The organism is Micromonospora sp. CP22 (genome assembly GCF_009712475.1).
Taxonomy (GTDB): domain Bacteria; phylum Actinomycetota; class Actinomycetes; order Mycobacteriales; family Micromonosporaceae; genus Micromonospora.
Window position 1 is genome coordinate 58,156 of record NZ_VCJO01000004.1, and the last position, 15,254, is coordinate 73,409.

The 15,254-nt window shown below is 72.7% G+C and carries 12 protein-coding genes; 8 read left to right on the plus strand and 4 right to left on the minus strand.

Annotation, left to right across the window (positions count from 1 at the left end):
* Window positions 1–42: 42 nt before the first annotated feature.
* From FF096_RS08845 to FF096_RS08855, 3 genes are all read right to left on the minus strand, one after another.
* Window positions 43–510 carry an OsmC family protein gene (locus FF096_RS08845; RefSeq protein ID WP_155216296.1) on the minus strand — a complete coding sequence of 156 codons (468 nt, stop codon included), beginning with the start codon at window positions 508–510 and terminating at the stop codon, window positions 43–45.
* A gap of 79 nt (window positions 511–589) precedes the next feature.
* Window positions 590–1,588 (minus strand): cytochrome d ubiquinol oxidase subunit II, encoded by a 999-nt coding sequence (gene cydB / locus FF096_RS08850; RefSeq protein ID WP_309222945.1) that lies wholly within the window; start codon window positions 1,586–1,588, stop codon window positions 590–592.
* 15 nt (window positions 1,589–1,603) lie between these two features.
* A complete protein-coding gene (locus tag FF096_RS08855) occupies window positions 1,604–3,007 on the minus strand; it encodes a cytochrome ubiquinol oxidase subunit I (protein WP_309222946.1) in 1,404 nt (467 codons plus the stop codon).
* 176 nt (window positions 3,008–3,183) lie between these two features.
* Between FF096_RS08855 and FF096_RS08860 the strand changes: the two genes are divergently transcribed.
* The 8 genes from FF096_RS08860 to FF096_RS08895 all read left to right on the plus strand — a co-directional run bounded on the left by FF096_RS08860 (window position 3,184) and on the right by FF096_RS08895 (window position 14,725).
* Window positions 3,184–3,963 (plus strand): 1-acyl-sn-glycerol-3-phosphate acyltransferase, encoded by a 780-nt coding sequence (locus tag FF096_RS08860; protein ID WP_155216298.1) that lies wholly within the window; start codon window positions 3,184–3,186, stop codon window positions 3,961–3,963.
* A gap of 44 nt (window positions 3,964–4,007) precedes the next feature.
* Entirely contained in the window at window positions 4,008–4,778 is a 771-nt protein-coding gene (locus FF096_RS08865) for a glycerophosphodiester phosphodiesterase (RefSeq protein WP_309222947.1), read from the plus strand.
* Between the two features lie 20 nt (window positions 4,779–4,798).
* Window positions 4,799–6,193 (plus strand): MFS transporter, encoded by a 1,395-nt coding sequence (locus tag FF096_RS08870; RefSeq protein WP_155216302.1) that lies wholly within the window; start codon window positions 4,799–4,801, stop codon window positions 6,191–6,193.
* A gap of 122 nt (window positions 6,194–6,315) precedes the next feature.
* Window positions 6,316–7,026, plus strand: a complete 711-nt coding sequence (locus tag FF096_RS08875) for a thymidine kinase (protein ID WP_375335321.1) — start codon at window positions 6,316–6,318, stop codon at window positions 7,024–7,026.
* Between the two features lie 107 nt (window positions 7,027–7,133).
* Complete coding sequence (locus FF096_RS08880) at window positions 7,134–10,331, plus strand: ABC transporter permease (protein WP_196222495.1); 3,198 nt, start codon at window positions 7,134–7,136, stop codon at window positions 10,329–10,331.
* A 49-nt stretch (window positions 10,332–10,380) separates the two neighbouring features.
* A complete protein-coding gene (locus FF096_RS27015; RefSeq protein WP_155216306.1) occupies window positions 10,381–13,062 on the plus strand; it encodes an ABC transporter permease in 2,682 nt (893 codons plus the stop codon).
* Window positions 13,059–14,027, plus strand: a complete 969-nt coding sequence (locus FF096_RS08890; RefSeq protein WP_155216308.1) for an ABC transporter ATP-binding protein — start codon at window positions 13,059–13,061, stop codon at window positions 14,025–14,027. The genes FF096_RS27015 and FF096_RS08890 overlap by 4 nt, the downstream gene beginning before the upstream one ends.
* A complete protein-coding gene (locus FF096_RS08895) occupies window positions 14,024–14,725 on the plus strand; it encodes an ABC transporter ATP-binding protein (RefSeq protein WP_309222948.1) in 702 nt (233 codons plus the stop codon). The genes FF096_RS08890 and FF096_RS08895 overlap by 4 nt, the downstream gene beginning before the upstream one ends.
* 6 nt (window positions 14,726–14,731) lie before the next feature.
* Here FF096_RS08895 and FF096_RS08900 read toward each other — a convergent pair whose 3' ends face one another.
* On the minus strand, window positions 14,732–15,190 hold the full coding sequence (locus tag FF096_RS08900) for a hypothetical protein (protein ID WP_309222949.1): 459 nt from the start codon (window positions 15,188–15,190) through the stop codon (window positions 14,732–14,734).
* Window positions 15,191–15,254: the final 64 nt, after the last annotated feature.

Sequence of the window (15,254 nt, forward strand, 5' to 3'; positions counted from 1 at the left end):
AGCGGCCGTGGTACTGCTGTCCACCGAGTTTGATCGCGTGGGTCAGGTGGTGGTGACGGGGTCGTGGCGGACCGGGAAGTTCACCGAGTTGGCGATGAAGCAGGTGTGGTGGGCGTCGTCGTGCAACGCGGTGGCGATGTCCACGCTGGCCGGGTCGGCGACGGTGACCTGGGGCCGCAGCATCACCTCGGTGAAGTGCCCGTTCCCGGTGTGGTCGGTGGTCATGGTGCCGGTGGCGTGGTCGACGTAGTCGGTGACGACCACGCCCTTGTCCGCACACAGGTGCAGGTAGGCGAGCATGTGGCACTGGGACAGCGAGGCCAGCAGGAGCTGCTCAGGGTTCCAGCGGGTCGGGTCACCGCGGAAGGTGGGATCGGAGCTGCCCTGGATCGTCGGTCGGCCGTCGGTGGTGACGTCGTGCTCGCGACGGTAGTCGCGGTAGCCGCTGGTGCCGGTGCCGAGGTTGCCGGTCCAGGTCACGGTGGTGGCGTAGTGGTGCTCGCGGGCCATGGTCACTCTTTCGGTTCGTCGGGTCGATCGGACATGACGTCGATTCGTGTCAGCCGGGGATGATCTTACGTGCGAGCGGTCAGTTCCGTGGGATGTGCGCGACGCCGATGCGCTTGCGGAACACCCAGTACGTCCAACCCTGGTAGGCCAACACGATCGGGGTGAAGAACACCGCCACCCAGGTCATGATCGTGAGGGTGTACGGGGTGGACGCGGCGTTGGTGGCGGTGAGCGTGCCGGCCGGGTCCAACGTGGAGGGCAGCACGTTCGGGAACAGCGCGGCGAACAGCGTCGCCACGGCCAGGCCGATCGCGGCGGCGGTGCCGGTGAACGCCCAGCCCTCCCGGCGTACCGTGGCGGCCGCGAGAGCGCCGAGCAGGGCGAGCGCGGCACCGACGGCGAGCACGACGGCGGCCGTGCTGGATCGGATGTTCAACGTCCAGGCCAGGAAGCCGACCGCCAGTGCCGCGGCGAGCACGCCCAGTCGGACGGCGAGCGCGGCGGCCCGGCCGCGGATGTCGCCGACGGTCTTGAGGGCGACGAAGACGGCCCCGTGGGTGGCGAACAGCGCCGCGGTGGTCGCGCCACCGAGCAGGGCGTACGGGCTCAGCAGGTCGAGCAGTCCGCCGACGTACTCGTGCTCGGCGTCCAGGGGCACGCCGCGCAGGATGTTGGCGAACGCGACACCCCACAGGATCGCCGGGATCAGGGAGCCGACCACGATGGCGGTGTCCCAGCGCCGTTTCCAGGACGCCTCGGGTCGCTTGTGGCGGTACTCGAAGGCGACACCCCGGGCGATCAGGGCCAGCAGGATGAGCAGCAGGGGCAGGTAGAAACCGGAGAAGAGGGTGGCGTACCACTCGGGGAAGGCGGCGAACATGGCGCCACCGGCGGTGATCAGCCAGACCTCGTTGCCGTCCCAGACCGGCCCGATGGTGTTGATCATCACGCGGCGTTCCCGGTCGTCGCGGCCGAGCACGGGCAGCAGCATGCCGACGCCGAAGTCGAAGCCCTCGAGGATGAAGTAGCCGGTGAACAGCACGGCGACGAGGAGAAACCAGATGGTGGTCAGTTCCACGGGATGCTCCGCAGGTCAGTAGGCGAAGGCGAGCGGGCGCTCGGCGTCGTCGGGTTCGGACGATGGCGTGACGTCGGGTACGCCGGCCTTGGCGTAGCGGATCAGCAGCTTCACCTCGATGACGGCCAGCACCGCGTAGATGAGGGTGAAGGCGGTGAACGAGGTGAGGACCTCGGTGAGCGAGACGCTGCGGGACACGCCGTCGCGGGTGAGCATCTCGCCGAAGACGATCCAGGGTTGCCGGCCCATCTCGGTGAAGATCCAGCCGAAGGAGTTGGCCAGCAACGGCAGGACTGGCATGGCCAGGCCGGCGCGGAGCAACCACCTGCTGCGGGGGGTGCGGCCCTTGCGTTGGCTCCAGAGCACCAGCAGGGCGATGGCGGCGGCGGCCAGCCCGAATCCGATCATGAATCGGAAGCTCCAGTAGGTGACCGGGATGATCGGGGTGTAGCTGCCGGGGCCGTACTGCGCGCTGTAGAGGGCCTGGAGGTCGTTGATGCCGTGCACCGTGCCGTTGGGGTCGCCGGTGCCCAGGTAGGACAGCAGGTACGGGATCTTGATGGCGAACAGTTCGCGGCTGCCGTCGAGGCTGCCGATGGTCAGCACGGAGAACGACGCGGGACTCTCGGTGGAGTAGAGGCCCTCGGCGGCGGCCATCTTCATCGGCTGCACCTGCGTCATGATCTTGCCCTGGATGTCGCCGGTGATGACCACGACCACGGCGGAGATCAGCACGACCCAGGAGCCGAAGCGGGCGGCGAAGCGGTAGGCGGGGGTGTCGGCGCCGTCGCGGTTGCGGATCAGGTGCCACAGGGCGACCGCCACCAGCAGCGAACCGGCGACCAGGAAGGCACCGGCGATGGTGTGCGGGAAGGTGATCAGGGCGACCTTGTTGGTCAGCACGGCGACGAAGTCGGTCAGTTCCGCCCGGCCGGTCTCCGGGTTGTAGCGGTAGCCGACCGGGTTCTGCATGAACGAGTTCGCGGCGAGGATGAAGTACGCCGACAGGTTGGTGCCGATGGCGGCGGCCCAGATGCTGGCCAGGTGCAGGCGGGCGGGCAGCCGGTCCCACCCGAAGATCCACAGGCCGATGAAGGTGGATTCGAGGAAGAACGCGACCAGGGCCTCGATGGCCAGGGGTGCGCCGAAGATGTCCCCGACGAAGCGGGAGTAGTCGCTCCAGTTCATGCCGAACTGGAACTCCTGCACGATGCCGGTGACCACGCCCATGGCGAAGTTGATCAGGAAGAGCTTGCCGTAGAACTTGGTGAGCTTGAGGTATTTCTCGTCCCCGGTGCGGTGCCAGAGTGTCTGGAGGATGGCGACCAGGACGGACAGTCCGATGGTCAGCGGGACGAAGAGAAAGTGGTAGACGGTGGTGACACCGAACTGCCAGCGGGCGACGTCCAACGCGTCCACCTGCGACCCCCAGCTAGTCGTACTACACGGCGTAGTAAATACTACAGCCCGTCGTACGTGGGCGGGCAGGGGCAGGCGGCCCGAACCGGCCCGGGACCAATGACCCTGCTCACCTCTGCCGTACGGCCCGCCCTGGCCACCGAGGTCCGCACCCGCCGTGCGACTATGTCCCGCTGATGGAAGCAGCCCACCCCTCCTGGCGTCCGCCGCTGATCTGGCGCGTCGCACTGCTGCTGGCCCGCGTCGTCGTCGGGATGCTGGCCCGCCTTGAGGTCACCGGCGACATCCCGGCCCGGCTGCGTGGCGGGCCGCTGATCCTGGCCGCCAACCACATCAGCCCGTTCGACCCGATCGCGCTCGCCGCGGCGTGCCGCGCCCGCCGGTTGGCACCCAGGATCATGGCCACCGGCGGGCTGTTCCGCGCCCCGCTGATCGGTACGGCGATGCGCAGCGCCGGGCACATCCGGGTCGACCGGGGCACCAGCGGCGTGCACCGGGCCCTGGATGACGCCGCCGCCGCGGTGGCCGTCGGCGCGCCGATCCTGGTCTATCCGGAGGGCCGCATCGGTCTGGACCCGGGCATGTGGCCCGAACGCGGCAAGACCGGCACCGCCCGGCTGGCCCTGGCCAGCGGCGCGCCCGTCATCCCGGTCGCCCAGTGGGGCTCACACGAGGTGCTGCCCTACGGTGCCCCGAAGGGGATGCTGCGCGGCATCGCCAGCGCCCTGGTGCGCCGGCCCACCGTGCGGGTGCACTTCGGTGACCCGGTGGACCTGGCCGAGGTGTCCCCCGCCGCGCCCGGCGCGGCCCGGCTGGCCACCGACCGGATCATCGACGCGCTCACCGACACCCTCGTCCCGCTGCGCCTGGACGAACCCGACCGGCCCCACCACGTCGACCCGAGTCGGCCGGTCGACACCCGACGCGCGCACCGACGCCGATCCGCCACCGACTGACCTCAGGTCGCCTACCGCCACCGGGGCCGGGCATACTGCGCCGCGTGCCCACCACCACGCACCCCTACCTCGACGCGCCCGCCCCGCTGGCCTTCGCGCATCGCGGCGGCGCGGCCGACGGCGACGAGAACACCGCGGCGGCCTTCGCCCGGGCGGTCGAGTTGGGCTACCGGTACATCGAGACGGACGTGCACGGCACCCGTGACGGGGTGGCCGTGGTGTTCCACGACGACACCCTGGAGCGGCTCACCGGGCAGCGTGGCCGGGTGGACGCGATGCGTTGGGCGGACCTGGCGACGGTACGCGTCGGCGGCTCCGCCGTGGTGCCCCGCCTGGACGAGGTGCTCGGCGCGTGGCCGCAGGTGCGGTTCAACATCGACGTCAAGTCCGACCGGGGCGTGACGCCCACGGTGACCACGGTCGATCGGCTCGACGCCGCCGAGCGGGTGCTGCTGGCCTCGTTCAGCGACGCCCGGCTGACCAGGCTGCGGGCGTTGACCGGCGGGCGGGTCGCCACCGGTCTCGGCATGCGCGGCGTGGCCCGGCTGCGGTGGGCCTCGTGGACCGGTCGGCCGCTGCGGCTGCCGCCGTCGGTGGTGGCCGCGCAGGTGCCGGTGCGCTACGGCCGGGTGCCGGTGGTGGACCGTCGGCTGCTGCGCACGGCCCACCGGCTCGGTCTCCAGGTGCACGTATGGACGATCGACGAACCCACCGAGATGCACGAGTTACTTGATCTTGGAGTTGATGGCATCATGACCGACCACGTCGGCGTGCTGCGCGACGTCTACCGCAGCCGCGGCCACTGGGCCGCCTGAACACCTGGGCGGAGGACCCCATGGCCGAGACGGTCACCCCGGCGTCGCAGGACATCCCACCACCGCGAAGCACCCGACGCGAACGCACCGGCTGGTACTTCTACGACTGGGCCAACTCGGCCTTCCAGACCACCGTCATCACGGTCTTCCTCGGACCGTTCCTGACCAGCGTCGCGGAGGTGGCCGCCGGGTGTGAACTCGGCGCGGACGAGTGCGTCGGGTACGTGTACCCGCTGGGCATCAAGGTCGCCGCCGGCTCCTACTACCCGTACCTGATCTCCCTGTCGGTGCTGCTGACGGTCTTCGTGCTGCCGGTGATCGGCGCGATCGCCGACCGGTCACTGCACAAGAAGCGGCTCCTGGCCGCCACCGCGTTCACCGGTGCCGCCGCGACCATCGGGATGCTCTTCGTCACCGGGGACCGGTACCTGCTCGGCGGCGCGTTGTTCATGATCGCCAATATCAGCTTCGGCGCGGCGATCGTGGTGTACAACTCGTTCCTGCCGCAACTGGGCGGACCGGACGAGCGCGACGCGATATCCAGCCGGGGCTGGGCGTTGGGCTACCTGGGCGGCGGTCTGCTGCTGGCGTTGAACCTCGTCGCGGTGCAGTCGTTCGGCGACGGCACCGCCGAACGCACCCTGGATCTGGCCCGCTGGTCCATCGTCTCGGCCGGGCTGTGGTGGGCGGCGTTCACGCTGGTGCCGCTGCGCTGGCTGCGGGAGCACCCGACCGCCGCCGCGTTGGCCGCCGGCGGCGGGGGCAACGTGCTCACCGACGGGTTCCGGCAGCTCGGTCGCACCCTGCGGGAGATCAAGGCGTACCCGTTGACGCTGTTCTTCCTGCTGGCGTTCCTGGTCTACAACGACGGCATCCAGACCGTCATCACCCTGGCCAGCCAGTACGGCACCGAGGAACTGCGGCTGGGCCAGAGCACCCTGATCGTGACGATCCTGCTGGTGCAGTTCCTGGCCTTCGGCGGCGCGCTGGGGCTCGGTGCCCTGGCCGGGCGGATCGGGGCCTGGAAGACGGTCCTGCTCAGCCTGGTGCTGTGGACCGCCGTGATCGTCGCGGCGTTCCGGCTGCCGGCCGAGGCGCCGCTGCCGTTCATGGCGCTCGGCGCGGCCATCGGTCTGGTCCTGGGCGGCAGTCAGGCGCTGAGCAGGTCACTGTTCAGCCAGCTGATCCCGGCCGGCAAGGAGGGCGAGTACTACGGCTTCTACGAGATCAGCGACAAGGGCACCAGTTGGCTCGGCCCGTTGGCGTTCGGGCTGGTGTTCCAGCTCACCAACTCCTACCGGGTCGGCCTGGTATCCCTGTTGATCTTCTTCGTGGTCGGTTTCCTGCTGCTGCTGGCGGTGCCGATGCGCCGGGCCATCATCGCCGCCGGCAACACCCCACCCCGGGTGCTCTGAGCCGCCTGGCCCGCCGTCGCCGATGCGATGATCGACACCAGCGGCGGGCCAGCCGCGCGTACGGCGGGCACCCCGCACTAGGCTGCCGGTCCGTGACGACCGACGATGCCGTACCGACCTGCCTGGCCCGCACGCCGCTGCCCGGTGAGGGCGACAACCCGGCCGGGTGTGTCGCCGCCCGGGGCGTGGACGGGCGACCGGCGCACGCCGCCGCGCTGAGGTTCTACTGGGGGCCGATGGACTGCGGCAAGTCCACGATGGCGCTGCAGATGAACTACAACCACGCCCGGCAGGGACGCCGGGGACTGGTCACCACCCGCATCGACCGGTCCCTCGGCCCGCAGGTGACCACCCGCATCGGGCTGGCCCACGAGGCCATCGAGGTGACCGACTCGCTGGACCTGCGCACGCTGGTACGCGACGCGTGGGCCGACGGGGTACGCGTGGACTACCTGATCTGTGACGAGGCCAGCTTCTACGCGGTCGAGCACGTCGAGCAGATGGCCGACCTGGTCGACAGCTACGACGTCGACGTGTACGCCTTCGGCCTGGCCACCGACTTCCGCTCCAACCTGTTCCCGGCGGCGCAGCGGCTGTTCGAACTCGCCGACTCGGTGGCCCGGATCCAGGTCGAGGTGCTCTGCTGGTGCGGCCGGGAGGGTCTGCTCAACGCCCGCGTCGCCGACGGGCGGGTGGCCCGGGAGGGCGAACAGGTCGTCATCGGCGACACCGTCGACACCGCCGACGTGCGCTACCAGGTGCTCTGCCGGCGGCACCACCGTGCCGGTGACCTCGGCCCGCGCGGTGCCACGCCCCGCACCCGCCCCGAATAACGAAACGATCACCACGCGAACCATTCCCCGGCGCCGCCCCCTTCTGATGCATGACGGAAGCAGACAGGGGCCGCGCCGGCCCGCACATCAGCGGGGGTACTGGACGAATGAGGTTCGTGTTGCGGCGTGCCCGCGCCACGAAGGGCCTGCTGCTGGCGGCCACGGGAGTTGCGCTGGTGGCCACCGTGGCGCTCACCGGCCTGGCGGCGTACAACCGGGACGTCGTCGACTCCGGCACCCGCAACGTGCTGGCCACGGCCACCGCCGAGGAACGGTCGATCCTGGTCCGCGCCTCCGCCGGACGCACCGAGCAGGCGCTGCGGGAACGCGACGGCGCGTTGCGGGAGCGGGTCGCGGCCGACCTGGCCGGTCTGCCGGCTCGGGTCAGCACCGCCGGGTACGCGGCCGGGCGGCAGCTGCGTGGTGACACCGGCGACGCCGTCGCCGACCGCAGTGGAGCCACCTACGCGTCGGTGATGTTCCTCGACGACCTGCCCGAGCATGCCCGGCTGGTCTCCGGCACGTGGCCGAGCGCCGGGGCCCGTCCGGTGCAGACCGCGATCGCCGAGGTGGCGGCGGTGACCCTGCGGGTGGGCGTCGGTGACCGCATCCCGATCACCGACGGCCTCAGCGGCACGGTCACCGAGGTCGTCGTGACGGGCGTGTTCGCCCCCGTCGACCCGGATGCCGCGTACTGGCGGCTGGCGCCGGAGACGACCGTCGGTTCGCTGCCGCAGGCGGCCACCTACGGTCCGATGACGGTGTCCCGCGACGACTTCGTCACCCACTTCCTGGCCAACTCCTCCGCGGGCTGGCTGGTCGAACCCGACCTGGCCGGGGTCGGCCCGAACGCCCTGGACCGGCTCGCCGACGCCGCCGACCGGATCACCACCAGCACCCCGGCCGAGGCCGGGCTCGGCGAGTCCGCGGTGGCCAGCAGTGATCTGGTCGCCCTGGTGCACCGCCTGCAACAGGCCACCCTGGTCGGCCGCTCCGCCCTGGTGACCCCGATGCTGCTGGTGGTGGTGCTCGGCGGGTACGCGCTGCTGCTCGTGGCGATCCTGCTCACCGAGCACCGGCGGGGCGAGACCGCGCTGCTGCGGGCGCGGGGCGCGGCCCGCTGGCAGCTTGCCGGGCTGACCGCCCGGGAGGCCACCCTGGTCGTCCTACCGGCCGTGCTGCTGGCCCCGCCGCTCGTCCTGGCGTTGCTGGGGCTGGCCGACCGGGTGCCCGGACTCGCCGCCGTGTCGTTCCGCCCGACGCCCTCGGGCGACCCGCTGGTGTGGCTGGTGACCGGGCTCGCCGCCGCTGGCTGCGCCGTGGCGATGATCGGCCCGAGCCTGCGCCGGGGCGACAGTTACGTCGCCGAGCTGGCCAGCCGATCCCGCCCGAGCCGGCGCGGTCTGGTGCAGCGCGCCGGGGTGGACATCCTGCTGGTCGGCCTGGCCCTGCTGGGCTGGTACCAGCTCAGCAGGTACTCCTCGCCGCTGTCGCGCTCTCGGGGCGGCGAGTTGGGCGTCGACCCGCTGCTGGCCGCCGCGCCGACGATCGGTGTGCTGGCCGGCGCGGTCCTCGCGTTGCGGCTGCTGCCGCCGCTGGTCCGGCTGGCGGAACGCTGGCTGGACCGCAGGCCGTGGACCGGCGTCCTGCTCGGCACCTGGCAGGCCGGTCGACGCCCGCACGCCGGCCCGGTGCTGCTGCTCGCCCTCGCCGTGGCGGTCGGCACCCTCGCCTGGTCGCTCGCCGGGACGTCACAACGGTCCCTCGACGACCAGGCCGCCCACCGGGTCGGCGCCGACCTGCGCCTGACCGAGGTCAAGGGCAGCGCCCCCGACGACCGCGCCGACCAACTCGCCGACCTGCCGGGAGCCGGATCGGTGCTGCCGGTCTGGCGGGAGCCGGTGCGGCTCGGCTCCGGCGTGGAACCGGCCACCATGCTGGCGATGGACGCCGAGGCCGCGACCTCGGTGCTGCGGCTGCGTCCCGACCTGGCCGGTGGTTCCACCGACCGGCTGCTCGGCGGCCTCGCCGCCGCGCGGGCGCAGGCACCGCAGACCCTGCTGCCGGTGGGCACCCGGCGACTGACCGGCCAGCTGCGTACCCGCAGCGACGTCGACAACGGCACGCGCATCCGCCACGACGTGGTGCTCGCCGACGCCCGTGGGGAATACCACCGGCTGACCTTGGGCACCACCGGTTGGGACGGCGAGCCGCTGCGGTTCTCCGTCGAGCTGCCGGCCGGCGACGAGCCGTGGCGGCTGGCCGGTTTCACCACCGACACCTTCGCCGGCCCCCGGCTGAGCCTCGACTGGCGGCTGTCGAACCTGCGGGCCAGCCCGGACTCGACCACCGGCACCCCGGTGGAGTTGGCCGGCCCGTGGCAGCTGGTCGACCGGGCGGGCACCGCCGCCGCGTCGACGGTTTCCGGCACCACCCTGGCCGGACGCTACGAACGGGACGTGTCGGTGGGCTGGCAGGTCCGGGACATCCCCATGCAGCTGGCCGTCACCACGGCGGCCGGCACCGAGCGGGTACCGGTGGTCGCCACGGGTGCGGCGCTGGACCTGCTGCACGTCGACGTCGGGGCGCAGACCCGACTGTTCCTGGGTGGCGGCGAGGTCGACGTCGTCGTGGTGGACCGGGTGGCGGGTCTGCCCGGCGATGTGGCCGACGCCGCGTTGCTGGTCGACCTGCCGTCGTTGCGGGACCGACTGTTCCACGAGCGGGGCATCGTCCGCGCGCCCCAGGAGTGGTGGGTCGCCGCCCGGCCCGGTGCGGCGGCACAGGTGGCCACCGCCGCCGCCGCGCTCGGTGAGCTGGCCGTGCTGGATCGTCAGGACGTCGCCGACGAGTTGGCTCGCGACCCGTTCGGCGTGGGTGCCCGAGGCGCGCTCTTCGTCGCCGCTGTCGCCGCCGTGCTGTTGGCCGCGGTGGGTGTGGCCGTGGACGTCAGCGCTACGGCCCGACGGCGGGCCCGGGAACTGGCGGTGCTGCACACCCTCGGCGCGGGGCACCGCCTGGTGGCCCGGTCGCTGCTGGCCGAGCAGTCGTTCCTGGCCGGCATGGGTGTGCTGGTGGGGCTGGCGGTGGGGGTCGCCGTGGCGGCGACGATGGCCCCGCTGGTGATCCTGACCGCCTCGGCGGACCGCCCCGACCCCCCACCGTTGCTCAGCGTCGACTGGCCGCCGGTGCTGGGTACCGGCATCGGGCTGCTGGCGCTGGCCCTGGCGTTCAGCGCCGCCGTGTCGGTCAGCGTGCGGCGACGGCTCACCGCCGCGCACCTGCGCGCCGGGGAGGACCAGTGACCGTGAGCAGCGCACCGCGTCCCGCAGTCGCGAACGAAAGGCCGATCCAGTGACCGCGAGGCGGATCAGGGCGTACGCCGGGCAGGCGGTCCTGCTGGCGGTGTTGGGACTGGTGGCGGCGCTGCTGCTGACCGCCGCTCCCCGGCTGACCGGCGAGTACGCCGACCGGGGGTTGCGCGCGGACGTGGCCGGTCTGCCGCACCTGGTTCGTGACGTGTCGTTGGCGGTGGAGCGGCCCGCACCGGCCGCGACCGGGCAGGCCGACCTGGACCGGTATGCCGCCGAGTTGCCGTCGCCGCTGCCGAACCTGGTGGACCGTCGCTGGTACGCGGCGTCGTTGGACGAGGAACACCTGATCGCCGTCGGCGACGCCCCGCCGATGGACGGCGGGGCGCGCAAGATGTTCGGGCTGCGGGCCCAGACCGGTGTCGAGGAGGCGGCCGAACTGACCGCCGGGCGGTGGCCGGGCACCCGTCCGGGCGGGCCGGCGGAGGTGGTCGTCTCCACGGCGGTGGCCGAGACGCTGTCGTTGCGCGTCGGGCAGCGGCTCTCCTTCGCCGGGCGGGACGGGCAGGCGGGCGCAAAGGTCGTCGGGGTGTTCACGCCACGTGACGTCGCCGACCCGGTCTGGGACGACCTGGGGTACGCCCTGGAGCCGGTGACCCCGGCGCTGGACGGTGAGCCGTACGTGGTGGCCGGGGTGACCGACTGGGTCGGTGTGGACGTCGTGGCCGCCGGTACCGGGGTGTCCACGGTCAGCGGCTGGCGGTACCGCCTCGACGAGCGGCGGCTGGAGTCGGCGACGCTGGAGTCGGTGACGGCGGCGGTGGCCGAGGCGCGCCGCATGTCGTGGGGATCGGGAGCGACCGTGCAGACGTCGCTGGACGGCGCGTTGTCGCGCTTCGCCGACCAGTTGCACGCCGTGCAGGCCCTGCTCGCGGTGGTGCAGGCGGGTCTGGTCGCCAGCCTGTTGGGGCTGATCCTGTTGGCCGCCCGGTTGACGGTGCTGCGGCGGCGTGACGAGTTCGCGTTGCTGCGGGCCCGGGGTGCCGCGTTGACCGCCATCGGGTCGCGGACCCTGGCCGAGTCGGCGCCTGTGCAGCCGCTGGCGGTGCTGGTCGGTTGGTTCGTCGGGACCAGGGTGCCCGGCCCTGAGGGGACGTTCCCGTGGCCGGTGCTGGTGGTGGCGGTGTTGACCACCGTGGTGGTGCCGGTGCTGGCGATGCACTCGCAGCGGCGGGTCGGGGTGGTCGGTGGGCGCGCCGACGTCGCCTGGCGACGCCCGTCGGTGCGGCGGCTGACCGTCGAGGCGGGTGTGCTGGTGGTGGCCGGGATCGGGGTGGTGCTGTTGCGCCGCCGTGGCCTCGATCCGGGCGCCGGTGTCGACGCGTACCTCAGTTCGGTGCCGGTGCTGGTCGCGGTGGCCGCCGCGGTGGTGGCGGTACGACTGCTGCCGTGGCCGCTGCGGCTGGCCGGTCGGCTGGCGGCGCGGGCCCGGGGTGTGTCGCTGTTCCTCGGGGTGGCCCGCGCCGGGCGCGGCGCGCCGGTGGCGTTGGGGCCGCTGGCGGTGTTGATCGTCGCGGTCAGCACCGGGGTCTTCGGCGGGGTGGTCACCACGGCCGTCGACGCGGCCCGGGACCGGGCGACCACGTTGACGGTGCCGGCGGATGCCTGGCTGACCGGGTACACCTTCTCCCCTGACGCGGAGCACGCGTTGGCCCGCACGCCCGGGGTGACGGCGCTGGCCCGGGTGTGGGTGGACTCGAACCGGCGGCTGGTGGCGGACGCCGCGACGCCGTCGCGGCAGCTCGGCACGGCGCGGGTGCTGGTGGTGGACGCCCCCGCCTTCGCCGAGGTGGTGGCGCGCAGTGGCGTCGACGTGGACGTGCCCGCCGCGCTGACCTCGGCCGCCCGGGGCGACGGGCCGGTGCCGGCGGTGGTGTCCCCGGCGGTGGCCGACGGGCTCGGCGACCGGGCCGCCGTCGACGTGCAGAGCAGGTGGTACGAGTTCCGGGTGGCCGGGGTGACCGACACCTTCCCCGGGGTGGGGGTCGGCACCGAACGGTTCGTGGTGCTGCCCTGGCAGGCGCTGCCCGAGTACGAGCACACACCGATCATCCCGAACCGGTATCTGGTCGCCGGTGACGACATCGACGCCGCGCACCTGCTGGAGGTGGCCGACGAGGCCCAGCGGCAGCGGCAGTCCGAGGTGCTCGGCGTGCCGGTGACACGCACGCAGCTGCCGGCGTCGTTGCAGACCTGGCGGGCCTACCGCGGGGAACTGGACCGGTCCGGGGCCAACGACGTGCTGACGCTGGCGTTCACCGCCGGTGCCGCCGGGGGCAGCGCGCTGGCCGTCCTCGCGGTCGGCTTCGCGGTGGCCGCCGATGCCGGCGGTCGAGGTCGGATGCTGTCCCGGTTGCGCACCCTGGGCCTGTCGGCCGGGCGGGGCCGCCGGTTGCTGGTGTACGAGTTGGTGCCGTTGGTGCTGGTCGCGGCGGTGACCGGGGCGGCGGTGGGTGCGGCCCTGCCCCGGATCCTCGGATCCGCTCTGGGGTTGTCGGCGTTCGCCCCCGGGGTGCCGATCCGCGAGCACCTGGATCCGCTGGTCCTGGCCTCGGTCCTGGGGCTGGTGGTGGTGGGCCTGGCGGCCGGGTTGGCGGTGGAGAGCCTGATGAACCGACGGATGCGCCTCGGTGATGCGCTGCGTCTGGGAGAGGAGAACTCATGACCGTGGTGCCGGATGTTCCGGACCTGGCGACGTTGCAGCGGCGTGCCGCGGAACGGGCCGCCGCCCGTGCCGGTGGCGCCGATCGGCTGCGTGGGCACATCGTCTGCGACGGACTGGTGCGGATCTTCACCAGCGAGGGTGTGGAGGTCGTCGCGTTGCAGGGCCTCGACCTGGTGGTGGACCGTGGTGAGCTGCTGGCCATCGTGGGTGCGTCCGGTTCCGGCAAGTCGACGGTGTTGAACATCCTGTCCGGGTTGGACACGCCGACCGCGGGCATCGCCCGGGTGGCCGGCTACGACCTGCTGACCATGTCGGCGGCCAAACGGCTGCGGTACCGGCGACACACCGTCGGGTTCGTGTGGCAGCAGACCGCACGCAACCTGCTGCCGTACCTGACCGCCCGGGAGAACGTGGAGCTGCCGATGCGGCTGGCGCGCCGTGGTCGCCGGTCAGCGCGGCAGCGGGCGGCGGAGCTGCTGGAGATGGTCGGCGTCGCGTACTGCGCGGACCGTCGGCCGGGGCAGATGAGCGGTGGCGAGCAGCAACGCTGCGCCGTCGCGGTGGCGGTGGCCAACGACCCGGAGGTGCTCTTCGCCGACGAGCCGACCGGGGAGTTGGACGAGGCGACGGCCGGGGAGGTCTTCGGCGCGCTGCGCACCATCAACGCGGAGTTGGGCGTGACCGTGGTGGTGGTGACCCACGACCCGCAGGTCGCCTCCCAGGTGCGGCGTACGGTCGCGATCCGCGACGGCCGCACCGCCTCCGAGGTGCACCGCACCGCGCGGGTGGGCGCCGACGGCGTCGAGGAACTGATCACCGAGGAGTACGCGGTGCTGGACCGGGCCGGGCGGATGCAGCTGCCGACGAGCTTCGTCGACGCGTTGGCCCTGCGGGACCGGGTGAGGCTGACCTTGGAGCCGGATCACGTGCAGGTCCGCTCCGGCGAGGAGAGGGGTGCGCGGTGAGCGAGCAGGATCTGGTCCGGGTGGAGGGGCTCAGCCGTGACTACGGCGGTGGCGATCGGGTGGTCCGCGCGCTACGGGACGTGTCGTTCCGCGCCGGGCGGGGTGAGCTGGTCGCGGTGCGGGGCCGTTCCGGGGCGGGCAAGACCACTTTGCTGAACCTCGTCGGTGGCCTGGACCGGCCCACCGCCGGCCGGGTGTGGGTGGCCGGTCAGGAGGTCACCTCGGCCGGCGAGCGGGAGCTGCTGCGGCTGCGCCGGGACACCATCGGGTTCGTGTTCCAGTCGTTCGGGCTGATCCCGATCCTGTCCGCGGCGGAGAACGTGGGCGTGCCGATGCGGCTGGCGAAGGTCCCGGCCGCGCAGCGCGACGAGCGGGTGGCGGTGTTGTTGGAACTGGTCGGGCTGGGTGGACAGGCAGCGCAGCGCCCCTACGAGATGTCCGGCGGGCAGCAGCAGCGGGTGGCGATCGCCCGGGCGCTGGCCAACGACCCGGCGTTGCTGATCGCCGACGAGCCGACCGGCCAGTTGGACTCGGAGACCGGCCGCGCGGTGATGGACCTGTTGCGGGCCCTGGTGCACGCCCGGGGGATGACCGCCCTGGTCGCCACGCACGACCCGACGTTGGTGGAGATGGCCGACCGGGTGGTGGTGCTGCGTGACGGTCGGCTGGTCGAGGCGGCCGAGCCGGTCCCGGTGTGACCGGTTTCAGTACGGGTCGCCGCAGACCCGCCAGCCGCCGTCCTCCCGCACCACCAGCAGGTCACGTTGTTCGGTGCTGCCGGTGTCGCGGGTCAGCAGGACGGTGACCTTGCCGTGTGGTCGGCCGGCGCGGGTGGCCACCGACACGTCCACGATCTCGTAGTCGCGCACCACCGGCGGGGTGCGTACCCAGCTGGTGAAGCCGAGTTCGCTCCATCGGGTCCGGGCGTCGGCGCAGAGCCGCTCGTACGCGCTGTCGGTGTCGCCGGTGGTGACCTCGCGCAGGAACCCCTCGGCGGTCTCCCGGACCGGGGCGGCGGCCTGGGTGACCAGTTGCAGGTTCCAGGCGCCCAGCCCGGCCACCCCGACGCAGCACAGTGCCACGCCGACTCCGACGACGGCGAGGCCGGTCCGCATCGGATGTCGTCGCCGGGCTGGTCTGCTCCACGGTTGCGCAGCGCCCACACCATCCGACGGTAGAGAATCGGTCGCCGTGGCGGGCGGAAAGTGGGCGTGGCCGGTGGGACCG

What these genes read in the sequence shown, in the direction of transcription:
- FF096_RS08845 (WP_155216296.1), bottom strand. Translation starts at nt 510, where the DNA reads ATGGCCCGCGAGCACCACTACGCCACCACCGTGACCTGGACCGGCAAC.
- FF096_RS08860 (WP_155216298.1), top strand. Translation starts at nt 3,184, where the DNA reads ATGGAAGCAGCCCACCCCTCCTGGCGTCCGCCGCTGATCTGGCGCGTC.
- FF096_RS08870 (WP_155216302.1), top strand. Translation starts at nt 4,799, where the DNA reads ATGGCCGAGACGGTCACCCCGGCGTCGCAGGACATCCCACCACCGCGA.
- FF096_RS08880 (WP_196222495.1), top strand. Translation starts at nt 7,134, where the DNA reads ATGAGGTTCGTGTTGCGGCGTGCCCGCGCCACGAAGGGCCTGCTGCTG.
- FF096_RS08890 (WP_155216308.1), top strand. Translation starts at nt 13,059, where the DNA reads ATGACCGTGGTGCCGGATGTTCCGGACCTGGCGACGTTGCAGCGGCGT.